Annotated in this window: 14 protein-coding genes; 6 read left to right on the forward strand and 8 right to left on the reverse strand. The window is 50.1% G+C overall.

What is annotated here, in order from left to right; all coding sequences use genetic code 11:
* Positions 1-171: 171 nt before the first annotated feature.
* The 6 genes from RFN81_RS12490 to RFN81_RS12515 form a co-directional block, all read right to left on the reverse strand.
* A complete protein-coding gene (locus RFN81_RS12490) occupies positions 172-1,842 on the reverse strand; it encodes a methyl-accepting chemotaxis protein (protein WP_264496150.1) in 1,671 nt (556 codons plus the stop codon).
* 713 nt (positions 1,843-2,555) lie between these two features.
* Positions 2,556-3,251 carry an ABC transporter ATP-binding protein gene (locus RFN81_RS12495; protein ID WP_264496151.1) on the reverse strand — a complete coding sequence of 232 codons (696 nt, stop codon included), beginning with the start codon at positions 3,249-3,251 and terminating at the stop codon, positions 2,556-2,558.
* Positions 3,244-4,026 carry an ABC transporter ATP-binding protein gene (locus tag RFN81_RS12500; RefSeq protein ID WP_264496152.1) on the reverse strand — a complete coding sequence of 261 codons (783 nt, stop codon included), beginning with the start codon at positions 4,024-4,026 and terminating at the stop codon, positions 3,244-3,246. The genes RFN81_RS12495 and RFN81_RS12500 overlap by 8 nt, the downstream gene beginning before the upstream one ends.
* The gene (locus RFN81_RS12505) at positions 4,013-5,062 is read right to left on the reverse strand and encodes a branched-chain amino acid ABC transporter permease (RefSeq protein WP_264496153.1); all 1,050 of its coding nucleotides are present in this window, start codon (positions 5,060-5,062) and stop codon (positions 4,013-4,015) included. Before RFN81_RS12505 ends, RFN81_RS12500 begins: the two co-directional genes overlap by 14 nt.
* On the reverse strand, positions 5,062-5,961 hold the full coding sequence (locus tag RFN81_RS12510) for a branched-chain amino acid ABC transporter permease (RefSeq protein ID WP_264496154.1): 900 nt from the start codon (positions 5,959-5,961) through the stop codon (positions 5,062-5,064). The genes RFN81_RS12505 and RFN81_RS12510 overlap by 1 nt, the downstream gene beginning before the upstream one ends.
* A 24-nt stretch (positions 5,962-5,985) precedes the next feature.
* Entirely contained in the window at positions 5,986-7,092 is a 1,107-nt protein-coding gene (locus RFN81_RS12515; protein WP_378929207.1) for an ABC transporter substrate-binding protein, read from the reverse strand.
* 675 nt (positions 7,093-7,767) lie between these two features.
* On the opposite strand from RFN81_RS12515, the gene dgcN reads away from it, so the two are divergent.
* The 5 genes from dgcN to fur all read left to right on the forward strand — a co-directional run bounded on the left by dgcN (position 7,768) and on the right by fur (position 12,281).
* Entirely contained in the window at positions 7,768-8,769 is a 1,002-nt protein-coding gene (dgcN, locus tag RFN81_RS12520; protein WP_264496156.1) for an N-acetyltransferase DgcN, read from the forward strand.
* Positions 8,766-9,746 carry an N-acetyl-D-Glu racemase DgcA gene (gene dgcA / locus RFN81_RS12525; RefSeq protein WP_378929210.1) on the forward strand — a complete coding sequence of 327 codons (981 nt, stop codon included), beginning with the start codon at positions 8,766-8,768 and terminating at the stop codon, positions 9,744-9,746. Before dgcN ends, dgcA begins: the two co-directional genes overlap by 4 nt.
* A 26-nt stretch (positions 9,747-9,772) precedes the next feature.
* Complete coding sequence (locus RFN81_RS12530; RefSeq protein ID WP_264496158.1) at positions 9,773-10,621, forward strand: D-amino-acid transaminase; 849 nt, start codon at positions 9,773-9,775, stop codon at positions 10,619-10,621.
* Between the two features lie 351 nt (positions 10,622-10,972).
* Complete coding sequence (gene fldA, locus RFN81_RS12535; RefSeq protein ID WP_264496159.1) at positions 10,973-11,500, forward strand: flavodoxin FldA; 528 nt, start codon at positions 10,973-10,975, stop codon at positions 11,498-11,500.
* Between the two features lie 325 nt (positions 11,501-11,825).
* Positions 11,826-12,281, forward strand: a complete 456-nt coding sequence (gene fur / locus RFN81_RS12540) for a ferric iron uptake transcriptional regulator (protein ID WP_264496160.1) — start codon at positions 11,826-11,828, stop codon at positions 12,279-12,281.
* Positions 12,282-12,328: 47 nt separating this feature from the next.
* Here fur and glnS read toward each other — a convergent pair whose 3' ends face one another.
* On the reverse strand, positions 12,329-13,987 hold the full coding sequence (gene glnS, locus RFN81_RS12545) for a glutamine--tRNA ligase (protein ID WP_264496161.1): 1,659 nt from the start codon (positions 13,985-13,987) through the stop codon (positions 12,329-12,331).
* 171 nt (positions 13,988-14,158) lie between these two features.
* On the reverse strand, positions 14,159-15,658 hold the full coding sequence (gene nagE / locus RFN81_RS12550; RefSeq protein ID WP_264496162.1) for an N-acetylglucosamine-specific PTS transporter subunit IIBC: 1,500 nt from the start codon (positions 15,656-15,658) through the stop codon (positions 14,159-14,161).
* Positions 15,659-15,993: 335 nt separating this feature from the next.
* Between nagE and nagB the strand changes: the two genes are divergently transcribed.
* A complete protein-coding gene (nagB, locus tag RFN81_RS12555) occupies positions 15,994-16,794 on the forward strand; it encodes a glucosamine-6-phosphate deaminase (protein ID WP_334513644.1) in 801 nt (266 codons plus the stop codon).
* Positions 16,795-16,800 lie beyond the last annotated feature (6 nt).

Genomic DNA, 16,800 nt, shown 5'->3' on the forward strand with positions numbered 1-16,800 from the left:
TGGGCACAGTCACATATCGCAGCATTTCCCTCTCAGGCGGCCCCCTTTGGTGCCGCCTGATGTTCATTCAACATTAAACCTACCGTTCCGGACGAATACCGCGCTCTTCTTTTGTATCACCCGACGGTCATCATGATGGCGGTATGACGATATGACGATATGACGATATAGTTAGAAGGTTTCCCAATTTTCGTTACTCGCCGTTGGCGCCTTACCAACACGAGAAACTAGTGCCCGCACTTTCTGCGTCGGTTTTGCCGCTACGGCTGGCTGAGTGGATTGATATTCAGACAGCTGGAACAGCGATACCGCCTGATTTAGCACCGCAGCTTGCTCTTCGAGCGATAAAGCCGCCGATGAAGCCTGCTCCACCAACGCGGCATTTTGCTGCGTCACATTGTCCATTTCCGCTACCGCCTGGGCTACCTGTGCGATCCCCTTGCTTTGTTCTTCCGAGGCCGAGGCAATTTCCCCCATAATATCCGTCACGTTGGTCACCGCCTGCACAATATCCCGCATGGTATTGCCCGCATCGCCGACCAAATGAGAACCGGTATCGACACAGCGCACCGACTCGGAAATCAGCCCTTCAATCTCCTTCGCCGCCTGTGCGCTACGCTGCGCCAGACTACGCACCTCTCCCGCCACCACGGCAAACCCACGCCCCTGCTCACCCGCGCGCGCCGCTTCTACCGCCGCATTCAATGCCAGAATATTAGTCTGAAACGCGATCCCGTTTATCACCGTAGTAATTTCGGCGATCTTCCGCGAACTACCGGAGATCTCGGCCATTGTTTTCACTACGTCATCAACGATGCCGCCTCCCTTTTTCGCCGTTGTCGAGGCTTGTAATGCCAGTTTGCTGGCATGATTGGCGTTTTCTGCGTTCTGTTTCACCGTTGCCGTGAGTTGCTCCATGCTGGCTGCGGTTTCTTCCAGCGCAGATGCTTGTTCTTCGGTACGCGATGATAGATCGTTGTTACCGGACGCAATCTCAGAGGCTCCCTGATAGATAGAGTCCGCGCTGTTCCTAATCGTACTTACCGTGCTGGCAAGGCTCCCCTGCATGTCGCGCAGTAGCGGGAACAGGCGGCCAACACAATTGTTACCCATGTCTGGGATCGGCTTACCCAGATGGCCGGAAGCAATCACGCGAAAGTGGTCGCGCAGGCTATTTAACGGACGAACCATATAGACCACCAGATAGCGATCGGTCAGAAACAGCATTATCAGGCCGAGCGCCAACCCGCTGAATAAAATGTTCTGTCCCGTCGTGGTGAGGTGCCCGAAACGGATACCCGCTGCCTCAAACTTCTCCGCGCTAGCCTTGCTGAAGGCGGATGCTGACGCGCCAAACTGGCGGCTCAGCGGCGGCACAATATTTTTAGCCTGATTCTGGTAGTCTTCAAACGCATTGGCTGCGGCATTTTGGTACAGCGGATCTACCCCTTGGGCAATCAGATTCCGCCAATCACGGCTAACAGCTTCAACCAACGCGGTATCCACTCCCGCATGATCGAGCGTATTAAACGCCGCCAAACCTGACTTTAAATTATCCAGGGCAACCAATGAAGAGGCCTGCTCTTTATCTGCAGTTGCCATGTCACCGATACGGCGAGCCTCAACAGCACGCGCTAAACGGGTTACCATACGAAAGTACTGATCGTTTCCCTGGCTAATAACATTCATATTCTGAACCAGCAGGGTGCTGGTCTTTGAGGTTGTCGTCATCTCTTTAAAAGAGAACAAGGTGTATAGCGATACGCCCCCCCAAATGACGCAAAAAACGCCCAGCACCCACAGCATAGCGGTTCTGATGGCAATATTTTTTATTAGTCTCATTGCTCACTCCAAATCAGGAAGATGGTTAAAAGTTTTCATTACTAATCAACCGATATGAACCAGAAAATCCACACCATGAATAAGGGTTACTTTCCCTCGGCATCCATACGCATCAGGACAAAAAAGTAAAAACTATGCTAACTCATCGGCTGAGCGCACAGAATATTTAGCGTCCCGACGCTATTTGTCGATACAAATGTTCATAATGAGAACCCATCGCGCTTTTTTAATGCGCTGTGGGCGATTATTCGGAAAATCACAGGCGGAATGGCCTTGCTTTTATTCCCTTGCGATCGTTGGCACGGAGAGATCCCCAGACAGTAGCCATGGCGAATGAATTTAATCTAAAAATCAATAAAATAGTAAAAATTCATTTATTGTTTATGCGCTATTTTTAGGCGGGGGGGTATTTAAGAAATGTGGCCGTTTGATGATGGATAAGATGTTATCGTTAATACACGTCATTATTATGATGACACGTAACATATTGGGCAGTCGCTTTAATCTCTTATAAACAGAAGGTTGCCTTTAATTACAAATGGTATTGATTTTAAAAATAAAGATCTCTACATGAAAATGAAACGCGGCTGTCATTATCTGCATCTGGAAAAAGCTAAAAATTCATCATAAAGAGAAATGTGGACCAAATAAGCTAGCAGCATCAGCGGGATGGGGCACCGGCGGCCCCAACGCCTCTTATCTTCCATTCGGAGTCATCCCCCGAGGTACATCTTCTTCACTTCCGGGTTGGCGAGCACGTCCTGCGCTGTCCCTGTGAGCACTATCTTCCCATTTTCCAATACATAAGCCCGGTCGGCAATGGTCAGCGCCGCCGTAGCGTTTTGCTCAACCAGCAATATGGTGATGTTCTCCTTACGCAGTTGGCGAATCGTGCTAAACAACTCACCGACAATCTTTGGCGCTAGCCCCAGGCTTGGCTCATCAAGCATGAGCAGTACCGGCTCGCTCATCAGCGCACGGGCAATGGCCAGCATCTGTTGCTCACCACCGCTCATGGTTCCCGCCATCTGCTTACGGCGCTCCTTCAGGCGCGGAAATAAACCGAACATCCGATCGCGCAAGCGCGTAAAGCTGGCCAGATTGTTATACGCCCCCATCCGCAGATTTTCTTCGATGGTCAGATTGGTAAAAATTTTTCTCCCTTCAGGCACCAATGCTAACCCCTTGCGCACGATATGATGCGTCTGGCTACGCGAAATATCTTCATTGAGAAAATTAACCGTGCCAGTGGATCGCACCAGATTAATGATGCCGTTCAGGGTGGACGTTTTCCCCGCCCCATTACTGCCAATCAGTGTGACTATTTCCCGGTCCTTAATCTCAATATCTACGCCCTTCAGCCCCTGAATGACGCCATAAAACACTTTCAGCTCACGGGCGCTAAGCATAACTCACGTCTCCCAAGTAGGCGGAGATCACCTCCGGATGTTGAATCGCCTCGGACATCAACCCGCTAAACAAGGGTTTGCCATATTCCAACACCATCACTCGCTCACACAGCGCGTTAACGAACGGCATGTCATGCTCAATAAGCAGCACACTCAGTTGATAATCCTGACGCATGCGAAATATCAGGCTGGCCAGATCTTCCGTCTCTTTGGGGTTCATCCCTGCGGCAGGTTCGTCCAGCAGCAACAGCTTTGGCCCGGTTGCCAGCGCACGAGCGATCTCAACCTTACGCTGATTGCCATAGCTCAGATTAGTGGCCTGCGTGGTGGCATATTGAGCGATGCCGATGTATTCCAGAAGCGCCATCGCTTTTGCTTTGGCGGCTCTTTCCGCCGGGAAGTAGCGACCAATGTGCAGCGCTGCTTCCAATAGCGAATAGCGGCTGGCGTGATCAAGGCCGACCATCACATTTTCTAACACGGTCATTGAGTTAAACAGGCGGATATTCTGGAAGGTTCGTGCAATGCCGGCGTTCACCACATTGTTGGGTTTTAGCCCTTTGACTGATTTCCCATCCAGCACCACATTTCCGCTGGTTGGCTTATAGTTGGCGGTGATAACGTTAAATAATGTGGTTTTCCCCGCGCCATTTGGGCCAATCAGGCCAAATATTTCGGCCTCCTCTACGTGAAAGCTCACGTTGTCGATGGCGCGTAATCCACCGAATTGCATAACGATATCCTGCACCTCAAGGATAGCTTTATTGGCTGTCATGGCGATGCCTCCCGAAACGAACCTGCCAGATTTCCTTCTTACCAAGCAACCCTTCACGGGCAAACAACATGATCAGCAACAACAGCAAGGAGAAAACCACCATACGTAGACCTGGATAAGCCCCTAGATCGTAGCCAAACATCGACAACGGTTGATCGAGAAAGCGCAACCACTCGCCGCTCCCTACTACAACGATGGTGCCCAATAGCGCACCGGTGGTGCTGCCCAGTCCGCCGAGCACAATAATGATTAGCAGTTGAAACGTGAGCATAAAGTCAAACAACCCCGGTGCGATGGTGGTCAGTAATGACGCCAGTAAGCCACCGCCAATCCCTTCAAAGAAGGCGCTGGTGGCAAAGGCGCAGGTTTTAATTTTGAAGGTGTTGACGCCCATCGCAATGGCCGCATCTTCATCATCACGAATGGCTTTCATCATTCGACCATATTTAGACCACACCAGTTGCAAGATCATGCCGGTCGCCAGTAACGCTGTGATCCCACACCAAAAGAGCAGATGCGGCTGCTGGGGTATGTCGTTCAGCCCAATTGCCCCATTGGTGATTTGCGGGTTATTGATGGCGAGGATCTTGATAATAAAACCGAATCCCAGCGTCACAATCGCCAGATAGTCGCCGCGCACCCGGAAGACCGGAAAGGCCAGACACACCGCGAGCACGGCGGCACACAGACCACTGATCAGCAGTGCGGGCAGAAAACTGGCATGTAGCATCAAAACAAAATCGCTGGGCGCAGCCATTTCATACATATCCAGCTTACTTTCGGAAGATAAGATAAAAATCGCGGTGACATAGGCGCCTACAGCAACAAAGCCGTTCGGCTCCAGTGAGAGCTGGCCGGTAACGCCGTTAATCAGGTTGTAGCTAACGGCCAGAATCATAAAGACAAATACGGTACTGATAACCCGAATAACGTAGTCATTAAAGAGCAGATTGATTCCGACAAGCAGCGCCACAGTGACGGCAATGATCGCCAGATTTCGCCCCTGAGCGCCAAGCGTGGTTGAAGCGTTAAACATTAGAAGCGGCTCCTTTCCAAACGTTCGTCACCCATGATGCCTACCGGGCGGAACAATAAAACCAGAATCAAAAACATAAAGGCAAACGCGTCCTTATAGCCGCCGAGCTCTGGATAAATGGCGACGGCGACCACTTCGGTAAAGCCGAGGATAAACCCGCCCAGAACCGCGCCAGTGACGCTACCAATACCTCCCAAAACTGCGGCGGCAAAGGCTTTCAAGCCAATTAACACCCCCATTAGTGGATCGATGGTCGGGTAACTGATGGCATAAAAGACGCCGCCCAATGCGGCAAGACTGCTGCCCAATGCAAAGACCAGCGAGATGATGCGGTTGGCATCAATGCCCATCAGTCGCACCGTATTGACGTCAAAGGCCACCGCGCGGATTGCCATGCCGTAGCGGGTACGGTAGAGCAACCAGAGGATCGCCAACAGCAATAGCACAGTAATCAGCGGAACGACCCACGCTACATTGGTAATGATGATCTGACCGAAAGCCAGCGTTTCGTTAAACCAGCCTGGGGCCTCAAAGAAGCGTGAGCTACCGCCGAACAGCACGTTAAACAGATTTTCCAGGAAAAAGCTGACACCAATAGCCGTGATCAGCATCGAAATTTTCGATGCCTGCCGCAGAGGACGATATGCTACCCGGTCAATGAACATACCTAATAGACCGCACAGAGCCAGCGTCAGTAAAATAGCCGCCCCGAAGGGCAGCGCAAGGGATGAAAACAAAAATAGCGTCGCAAACGCCCCGACCATCATCACATCCGCATGGGCGAAGTTGATCAGACGCAGGACGCCATACACCATGGTATAGCCAATGGCGATTAGCGCGTACATACCGCCTAAGCTCATGCCATTGACGACCTGCTGGAGAAAAATAGCGCCATCCATATAATAATTAACCTCTGTTGCAGACTATGGATTGACTACGGTTTTGAATGTCAACTGCCCGTCTTTCACTTCGTTGATCACCGCACTACGCACCGCATCACCGTCTTTCAGGGTCAGTGCGCCCGTCACCCCCTGAAAATCTTTCGTAGCTCGGATTTTTTCGTTCACACAAACACGATCTTTGGCATCGGTACACTGATTCATCGCATTAACAATGACGTTGTAAGCATCTGCCGTCATTGCTCCCCAGGTGTGAGTAGGTGTTTGGTATTTTTCTTCCCAGGCTTTGATGAACGCTGCGCCTGCCGGTGTTTGTTCTTTAGCGTTTGGTGAGTAGTAATCAGTGGTCATGTAGCCATTAACCGCATCTTTTCCTACCTCAAAGAACACCGGATCGGCTGCCAGACCATCGCCGCCCACGACTGGCTTGCTCAACCCCAACTGCTTCGCCTGAACGGCAATCAGTGCGCCTTCGGTGTAGTAAATCGGCATATAAATCATGTCGACGTTTTTGGCCTTCACGCTGGAGAGTTGGGCTTTAAAATCTTTGCTACCGGACGGCGCCTGCACTTCGATAGGAATCGTGCCGCCGTTTTTCAGGAACTGGGTGCGGAATGCTTTCGCCAGCCCCACGGAATAATCGTTGCTGCTGTCATAAACGATAGCGGCGGTCTTCGCGTTCAGGTCGCGTGATGCGAGGTTTGCGCCAACCACGCCCTGGAAGCTGTCGGAGAAACAGACACGGCTGACATAAGGATGGTTGCGCGTCACGCGGTCGTTGGTGGCGGTCGGAGAGACCAGCGGGGTTTTACTGTCATCGGCAATTTTTACCATTGCCAGTGTGTTGCCTGAAGTAACCTCACCAATCACGGCATCCACTTTGTCGCTGGAGACCAAACGCTGCATCGCGTTGGCCGCCTCCACCTTGTCGCTCTTGTCATCAATGACGATCAGTTTAATGGTGTCGCCATTTTTCAACGTTGGAGTGATGCTTTGGATCAGCTCCAGCCCTTTTTGCGAAGGCTGACCGTAACCGCTGAGCGCGCCACTTAAGGGCAACACAACGCCAATTTTAATCTCTGCTGCCGTCGCACTCTGTACGCCAGTTAGCCCGGAAACCAACACTGCCAGCAAAGAGACTTTCCCACAAATATGCTTCATTGTTACCTCACCGTCCGTCAGTTAATTAAGGAAATACCGCGTAATACTGAATACTGATGCGCCCGATCTGATAAAATTGACCGGTACATTTTGCTTGCGATGCGCTGTTGTTGCCCTGCTGCCTTACTCATGTATTTTCCGGATATATCCGCCGTAACATAAAAGCAGGCTATTAATATGGATTTATGAATAACTCTTTTGCCAAGACAGAGTTATTTTTAACTATCATTATCATTGATAACGAGAATCACCTTACATCCATTAATTAAAATATGCTCATCCATTATTCTTATAGATTTCCCCGCATTAATAGCACCACTTTGGCGCGCTAAAATAGTGCATCGCGCTCTGATAGTGCGTGAACAGTGATAAGATCATATTATCGTGATTAAATTTCAGGAGCCACGAACTTAAGTGTGCCGATTTGAAGATTAATATTTTCATAAGCGTTTTATTTATTACCGTCAACAGAATAAAAAACTGGTTAATTGCGATAAACATGGTAAATAACGCCTATCAACAGGCCTATTGACAATAATAAAACCCTTGATATGCTGCATAAGCAGTTAATCGATTATTTAATTCTTTCGGAATCGTTATCTCTTCGTTAATTTATTTTTATCTTTATCCTGAGGGGGATAAATAATGAATATTCAAAAGCCCTATCTGCTTTTTCTGGGTGACGCACACGATCAACTGGCAGCGAAAGTAGCCGATGGGATTAAACAGTGGCACCCGGAATATTGTGTTGGGCAGTATCGTATGGCGAATTGCCATGCTGATTGTCATCTCACCGATATGGATATTGAAACGGCTGCGAAAGCTGGCGCCAAAACGTTGGTTGTCGGCGTCGCTAACCGTGGCGGTATTATTTCGCAAGCCTGGATTTCCATTCTCAGTACGGCATTAAAGCATGGGTTGGATTTAGCCGCGGGGCTACATAATAAACTGGCTGATGTTCCAGAGTTAAAAACACTGGCGGACAGCCTCGGTCGCAATTTGTTTGATGTGCGCCATCCGACCGAATCATATCCTGTGGCCAATGGACGCAAACGCGCGGGCAAACGTGTATTGCCGGTCGGGACTGATTGCTCCTGCGGCAAAATGTATACCGCGTTAGCCATTGAAAAAGAGATCCTTTCACGCGGTGGAAAAGCGACTTTCCGAGCCACCGGCCAGACCGGTATTTTGATCAGCGGCGCTGGCATTAGCGTGGATGCAGTGGTATCGGATTTCGTTTCCGGTGCAGTAGAAACGCTGACGCCAGAGAATGACGCCGACCACTGGGATGTTATTGAAGGGCAAGGCTCGTTGTTCCATCCGTCTTTCGCCGGAGTCACCACCGGCCTTATTCATGGCGCACAACCTGATGCGCTGGTGCTCTGCCATGAGCCGACCCGCACGCATATGCGTGGCGTGGATTACCCCATTCCGGATATTGCCGACTGCATGGCGCTGAATCTAAAGATGGCGCAATTAACCAACCCGGAAGCCCGGTTTGTGGGGATCTCGCTGAACACCTCAGCCCTTAGCGACGCCGATGCCCTGGCGTTAATGGCGGATCTGGAACACCGCTACGGCCTGCCAGTAGTAGATCCATTCCGCCAAGGCGTGGGCGCGATTGTCGATAATCTGGTGGCACAATAATGGAACTCATTGTTGCCCATGAATGCTGGCCGCTACGCCATGTGTTTACCATCGCCAGGGGCAGTCGGCATCAGGCCGACGTGGTAACGGCAACCCTTCAACGAGATGGTTTTACCGGAAGAGGCGAGTGCTTGCCTTACGCACGCTACGGTGAGTCGGTAGAAAGCGTGATGGCACAGATAGATAATCTGCGTCCACTACTGGCGGCGGGGATGACACGCGCGCAGTTACAAGACGCCCTACCGGCCGGCGCGGCTCGTAACGCGCTCGATTGCGCTTTCTGGGATCTGGAGTGTAAATCTTCGGGACAGACTATCTGGCAACGGGCAGGGCAACCCTTACCCCATAATCTGCATACCGCCTATACGTTGTCGCTAGATACCCCAGAGAATATGCAACAGATGGCGCAGGAGAACAGTTGGCGTCCGTTGCTTAAGCTCAAACTTGCCGATGAACAGGATATTGCCCGAGTGATGGCGGTACGCAAGGGGGCACCGCGGGCCAGAATCATTGTCGATGCAAACGAAGGCTGGGACGAGGCAATGTATCTACGCCAGACCCCCGAACTGGCGCGACTTGGCGTATCACTGATCGAGCAACCACTGCCTGCTGGAGACGATGACGTGCTGGCACAATTACCGCACCCGGTGCCGCTCTGTGCCGACGAATCCTGTCACTCGGTGACGTCGCTGGCCAACATCGCTGGGCGCTACGAGATGGTTAACATCAAACTGGATAAAACCGGCGGCTTGACGGAAGCGCTACGGGTGCGGGATGAAGCCACGCGGCTGGGTTTACAGGTGATGGTTGGCTGTATGGTCAGTACCTCATTATCCATGGCACCCGCCGTAGTCGTCGCGCAACAAGCGAGTGTGGTAGACCTCGATGGTCCATTGCTGCTGGCTGAAGATCGCGAACACGGACTGCATTACGACGGTAGTGAACTTTTCCCACCAGTCCCGGCATTATGGGGCTAGTGACGCTCAAACTTGAGGAGAGGGCAATGTCACGCACGGTATATCTTAACGGAGAGTATTTATCTGAAGACGCGGCAAACATTTCCATTTTTGATCGCGGTTTTTTATTTGCCGACGCGGTTTATGAAGTGACAGCGGTGGTAAACAGCAAGCTAGTGGACTTTGCCGGCCATTACGCTCGTTTGGCACGCTCCTGTCGGGAATTGGGATTAACGTTGCCGCAGACTGAAAATGAACTGCGGGATATTCATCAACGATTACTCGAGGCGAATGCGCTCACTGAAGGGGGAATCTATCTGCAACTGACGCGCGGGAACAGTGGGGATAGAGATTTTCACTATCCATCACCCGGTACGCCCCCCACGCTGGTGCTTTTTACTCAGGCGCGCCCGGTCGTAAACCATCCTGCCGCCAGCAAAGGGATCCGGATAGTGACCTGCCCGGATATTCGCTGGCAGCGCCGGGATATTAAAACCGTCCAATTGCTGGCCCCCTGTATGGCGAAAGCCTGGGCCGAGGCCAATGGCGCCGACGACGCTTTTCTGGTGGAAGATGGCTTTATCACCGAGGGCAGCGCCTGTAACTGCTATATCGTCCTCGCGGACAACACTATCGTCACTCGCCCGCTTAGCAATAGCATTTTGCACGGCATCACCCGCAAAGCATTGTTACGTTTGGGAGAAGAACATGGTGTGACCTTCGAAGAGCGGTTATTTACGCCAGAAGAGGCCCGTCAGGCAAGTGAAGTATTTATCAGTTCCGCCACCACCTTTGTCTGGCCGGTGATAAATGTCGATGGTCAACAAATCGGTGATGGTCATCCGGGGCCAATTACCCAACGTCTGCGCAAGATTTATCTCGACATGCTGCCTTGATACATAGCCTTTGGTATGTACGGAGGAGGTGCGGTTCCGATGTGGATGACGCCCATTCCAGCCATGACTGAACATATGAGGGGTCTCCGTGGCCCCTTTTCCCAATCCGCTTACTCCGCACCAGATAAAGCACATTCCGTATGTACGCAATCGCGTCGATTGATCCGTGTTTCGTTTTTTCACATTTCTCACATTTCAGAGCGCACCTTCACCGCCCGCCCCTCCGTATGAACGTGATTCAGGCATCCTTAGCGATACGAGTTTCTCCTGATGTGAGTGTCTGTTATTATTAGCGGATAAGCGGGCGAAAGATTACCCAATACCATTAGGAATCAAGAGGTTATTCAATTCATGGCACTCATCGGAATATTCTTTGGCAGCGATACTGGCAACACGGAAAACATCGCCAAAACGATACAACAACAATTAGGCTCCAACGTTGCTGATGTCCATGACATCGCCAAAAGCAGTAAAGAAGATCTTGAAGGTTACGATATCCTGCTGTTAGGTATTCCAACCTGGTATTATGGCGAAGCGCAATGTGACTGGGATGATTTTTTCCCGACATTAGAAGAAATTGATTTCACTGGAAAGCTGGTCGCAATCTTTGGCTGTGGCGATCAGGAAGACTATGCAGAATACTTCTGCGATGCCATGGGCACCCTCCGCGACATTATTGAACCACGCGGTGCGACGATTGTCGGTCACTGGCCAACAGAGGGCTATTATTTTGAAGCCTCTAAGGGGCTTGCTGATGATAATCACTTCATTGGCCTGGCCATTGATGAAGACCGCCAGCCTGAACTGACTCAAGAGCGCGTGACCGCTTGGGTCGATCAAATTAGCAACGAGCTTAATTTGAAAGACTTAATTGGCTAAACCCATTGGCTCTGATAATGATCATCAGAGCCAAAACCTATTCATAGGTTAAACCTTTCATAATAATCGCTACATTTTTTCGATTTCTATCAACAAACCTGTACAATAATCCCATCAATTTTGTGTGTGCATAACCCTTTCCTCATTCATCAACAACGAATTGCGTTGTTTGCAAGTTATGTGAATAGGGACACTATTGTTAACATTCCTTTGTTTTCATTTTGTATGCACGGTTCTATAATTGAGACGTTTTTGCATTTTAAGCCGATTAATATCATAGGCTATGCAGCCTCCATTGATAAGTAAGCAACAGGACTAAACCCGCATGACTGACAATAATACCGCATTAAAGAGGGCTGGCCTGAAAGTCACTCTTCCACGATTAAAAATACTGGAAGTGCTACAGGACCCCATCTGCCATCACGTCAGTGCGGAAGATCTTTATAAGAAACTGATTGATATGGGCGAAGAGATTGGCCTTGCCACCGTCTATCGCGTACTCAACCAATTTGATGATGCCGGTATTGTTACACGCCATAATTTTGAAGGCGGTAAATCCGTTTTTGAGCTGACGCAGCAGCATCATCACGATCACCTGATTTGCCTCGATTGCGGAAAAGTCATTGAGTTTCGTGATGAGTACATTGAAGCCCGTCAACGCGCCATTGCGGAACGGCATGGCATTAAGCTGACCAACCACAGTTTGTATCTCTATGGCCATTGTAGTGAAGGTGATTGCCAAGAGGATGAAACCCTTCATGACGATAAATCGACCACCTAAAAATAAAACCGCCGCGGCGGTTTTATTTTTATCTTTAATCTATGATCCTAGCCTACCCAGGTATCACGCAGCCCGACAGTGCGGTTAAACACCAAGTGTTCTACGCTGGAGTGAACCCGATCGGCACAAAAATAACCTTCGCGCTCAAACTGATACGCTTTCTCTGCTTCGGCTTGTGCCAAACTCGCTTCTACAAAACCCTGCGTAATTTTTAACGAATCTGGATTAATCGTCGACAGAAAATCGTCCGCCGCGCCTGGGTTGGCAACACTGAATAAACGATCGTACAAACGGAACTGGGCTGGCAACGCATGCGCCGCAGAAACCCAATGAATAACCCCTTTCACTTTACGTCCATCAGCAGGATCTTTACTCAAGGTATCCGCATCATAACGACAATAGATGGTGGTAATCATGCCTTGCTCATCTTTTTCAATACGCTCAGCTTTAATGACGTAGGCATAGCGCAGACGCACTTCTTTACCCAGCACTAGTCGTTTGTACTGCTTGTTGGCTTCCTCTCGGAAATCCGCCCGATCGATATAAACTTCACGGCTGAACGCGACCGACCGCGACCCCATTTCAGGTTTATTAGGATGATTTGGCATCGTAACAAACTCTTCGTGTCCGACAGGGAGATTCTCGATGACCACTTTGACCGGGTCCAGCACCGCCATCGCACGTGGGGCGTTTTCATTCAGATCGTCGCGGACACACGATTCAAGCGCCGCCATTTCCACGATGTTATCTTGCTTTGTAACACCGATGCGGGCACAAAACTCACGAATTGAAGACGCGCTATACCCACGGCGGCGCAAACCAGAAATGGTCGGCATACGCGGATCGTCCCAACCTTCAACAATTTTTTCCGACACCAGCAGATTCAGTTTACGCTTCGACATAATCGCATATTCAAGATTGAGCCGAGAAAACTCATACTGCCGTGGATGGCAAGGGATAGTGATATTGTCCAGAACCCAATCATACAAACGGCGGTTATCCTGGAATTCCAGCGTACACAACGAGTGCGTGACCCCTTCCAGGGCATCGGAAATACAGTGAGTAAAGTCATACATCGGATAGATGCACCACTTGTTGCCCGTCTGGTGATGCTCGGCAAATTTAATCCGGTACAACACCGGGTCGCGCATCACGATAAAGGACGATGCCATATCGATCTTGGCACGCAGACAGGCGGTTCCTTCGGCAAAACCACCGTTGCGCATCTTTTCAAAGAGCGCCAGATTTTCCTGTACAGAGCGATCGCGATAAGGGCTGTTTTTACCCGGCTGCGTTAACGTGCCACGGTACTCGCGAATCTGCTCCGGCGTCAGTTCATCAACGTATGCCAGTCCCTTACCGATCAGTTCAACCGCATACGCATGCAATTGATCGAAATAATCTGAGGAATAACGGACGTCACCACTCCAGGAAAAACCCAGCCACTTAACATCACGTTTGATGGACTCAACGTATTCGATATCTTCTTTAACCGGGTTAGTGTCGTCAAAACGCAGGTTACATTTCCCGTTATAATCGCGGGCGATACCAAAATTCAGGCAAATAGACTTCGCATGCCCGATATGCAGATAGCCATTCGGCTCTGGCGGGAATCGCGTCTGAATATGGTCATGCTTACCGGATGCCAGATCTTCATCGATAATCTGGCGGATAAAGTTGGTTGGGCGGGCTTCAGCCTCACTCATTCTTCATTCCTCAATGCTAAAACGACGTATAACTAGCAATGATCCAACAAGCTACGCTGGGAAACAACCGTTAGTTTCATTTAATTATTCCCCAAAGGGAATGGGTGAGGCTCTCACCTCACCCAATGAATGCCATCAACGCCATCTGGTCGCAAAACCAGCAAGATTGCTCTACGAAACGCTGTTATATTCCGCTTTCAACGCGGTTGCTATCGCTTCAGCCTGTGTGCCCACAACAATCTGTATGCTTTGCTTATTCAAACGGATAACCCCAGCCGCGCCGAGACGCCTAGCCTGCTCATCATCAACCAGAGACGCATCGGCCACATTTAGACGTAGACGTGTAATACACGCATCGATAGCTATCAGATTGGATTTTCCACCCAATGCCTGCAAATATCCTCGCGCTAACGCCGTGGTATCGCCTGATTTCTCACTCGCAGGCGCGGTATTCTTATCATATCCATCCGCTTCGCTACCGCTCACAGCCAGCTCACGTCCCGGCGTTAACAGATTGAAGCGCATGATGGTAAAGCGAAACACCACATAGTAAATAACGAAGAATACCAGCCCCTGAAGTATTAGCATGTACCACTCGGTAGCCAACGGATTACGCGAAGACAGCACCATATCCACTAAACCCGCACTAAAGCCAAAACCGGCAATCCAGTGCATACTAGCCGCGACGAAGACGGAAAAACCGGTCAGCAACGCATGCAGGAAATACAGCACCGGTGCCACGAACATGAATGAAAATTCCAGTGGTTCGGTGATCCCAGTGAAAAAAGACGCAAATCCCGCCGCCAGCATAATTCCGGCTACTTTGCTTTTGTTCTCAGGACGGGCACAGTGATAGATCGCCAGCGCCGCTCCCGGCAGACCGAACATCATAATCGGGAAGAAGCCAGCCTGATAACGCCCGGTGATCCCCACCACAGCTTTCCCTGAATCAATAGATTGCTGGCCAGCCAGGAAGTTAGGAATATCGTTGATACCCGCAACGTCAAACCAGAACACGGAGTTCAGTGCGTGATGCAGCCCAACAGGAATCAGCAAGCGGTTAAAGAAGGCATAAACCCCAGCACCTACCGATCCCAGTTGTTGGATATGTTCGCCAAACGACACCAGCGCATTGTAAATCACCGGCCAGACGTACATTAAAATGAACGCCACCAGGATCATCAGGAAAGAAACCAGAATAGGAACTAAGCGACGTCCGCTGAAGAATGACAGCGCCTTAGGCAATTCAACCTGACTAAAGCGGTTATACAGTTCAGCGGACATCACACCGACCAGGATCCCGATGAACTGGTTTTCAATCTTACCAAATGCCGCAGGCACTTGCTCAACGGGGATCCGTTGGATCATGGCGATAACGGCCGGTGAACACAGCGTAGTCAGCACCAGATAGCCGACAAAACCGGTCAATGCCGCCGCCCCATCTTTATCTTTCGACATGCCGTAAGCGACACCGACCGCGAACAGCACCGCCATGTGCCCGATAATCGCCTCGCCCGACTTAATGAGAAGTGCCGCCAACGCATTCTCGCTTCCCCAGCCAACCGGATCGATCCAATAACCTATCCCCATCAGGATAGCGGCAGCAGGCAGCGTCGCGACGGGCACCATCAGTGCCCGGCCGACTTTTTGTAAATAATTTAGAATACTCACCTTTCCCTCTCTATATCATTATGAGATGAATGAAATATTGCGATGCAAACTAACCTGCCAATCCACTCCGCTGCTGAAAAAATGTTACAAAAGATCGTGATGACGGTGATTGAAAAGGAGTGTAAACAAAATAATTCGCTCCGCAAATTAAACTCGATAATTATGTGATAAAAACCACTAAAAAAAGGCATATTTAAAGTTTATACCTAATTAAATTCCGATCTTATTTCAAGAATAAAAAAAACAGAGTAAAGTAATTTTACGACGCGGGCACGCTCACTGCCGCAGCGCATACCATCGCGTATTCACATCCACTAGACTTCAGGAGAACCATGATGAGACTCATTCCATTAACTACCGCCGCCGACGTGGGGAAATGGGCCGCCCGTCATATCGTCGAGAGAATTACGTCTTTCAAGCCTACGGCCGACCGCCCTTTCGTCCTGGGGTTGCCGACAGGAAGTTCACCGCTGGAAGCCTATAAATCTCTGGTCGCCATGCATCAGGCTGGTCTGGTGAGCTTCAAACATGTGGTCACTTTCAATATGGATGAATACGTCGGCCTGCCGCCCGATCATCCAGAAAGCTATCATACTTTCATGTATCAGAATTTTTTCAACCACGTTGATATTCCGCGTGAAAACATTAACCTGTTGAATGGAAACGCAGAAGACACCACAGCAGAATGTCGTCGCTATGAAGAGAAAATAAAGTCCTACGGGAAAATCCATCTTTTCATGGGGGGGGTAGGCAATGATGGGCATATCGCCTTCAATGAGCCCGCCTCATCTCTGGCCTCCCGCACCCGCATTAAAACGTTAACGGAAGAAACCCGCATCGCGAACTCTCGTTTCTTTGGCGGGGACGTCAGTCAGGTGCCTAAATTTGCCCTCACCGTGGGCGTCGGTACGCTACTGGATGCCGAAGAAGTAATGATTCTGGTGACCGGTCGCAATAAAGCATTAGCGTTACAGGCTGCGGTAGAGGGTAACGTCAACCATATGTGGACTATCAGTTGTCTGCAACTTCATGCTAAAGCCATCATGGTGTGCGATGAGCCTTCGACGATGGAATTGAAAGTAAAGACTGTCAAATATTTCCGTGAGTTAGAAACGGAAAGTATGAAAAACCTCTAACCGATG

The organism is Pectobacterium cacticida (assembly GCF_036885195.1).
Classification (GTDB): Bacteria; Pseudomonadota; Gammaproteobacteria; order Enterobacterales; family Enterobacteriaceae; genus Pectobacterium; species Pectobacterium cacticida.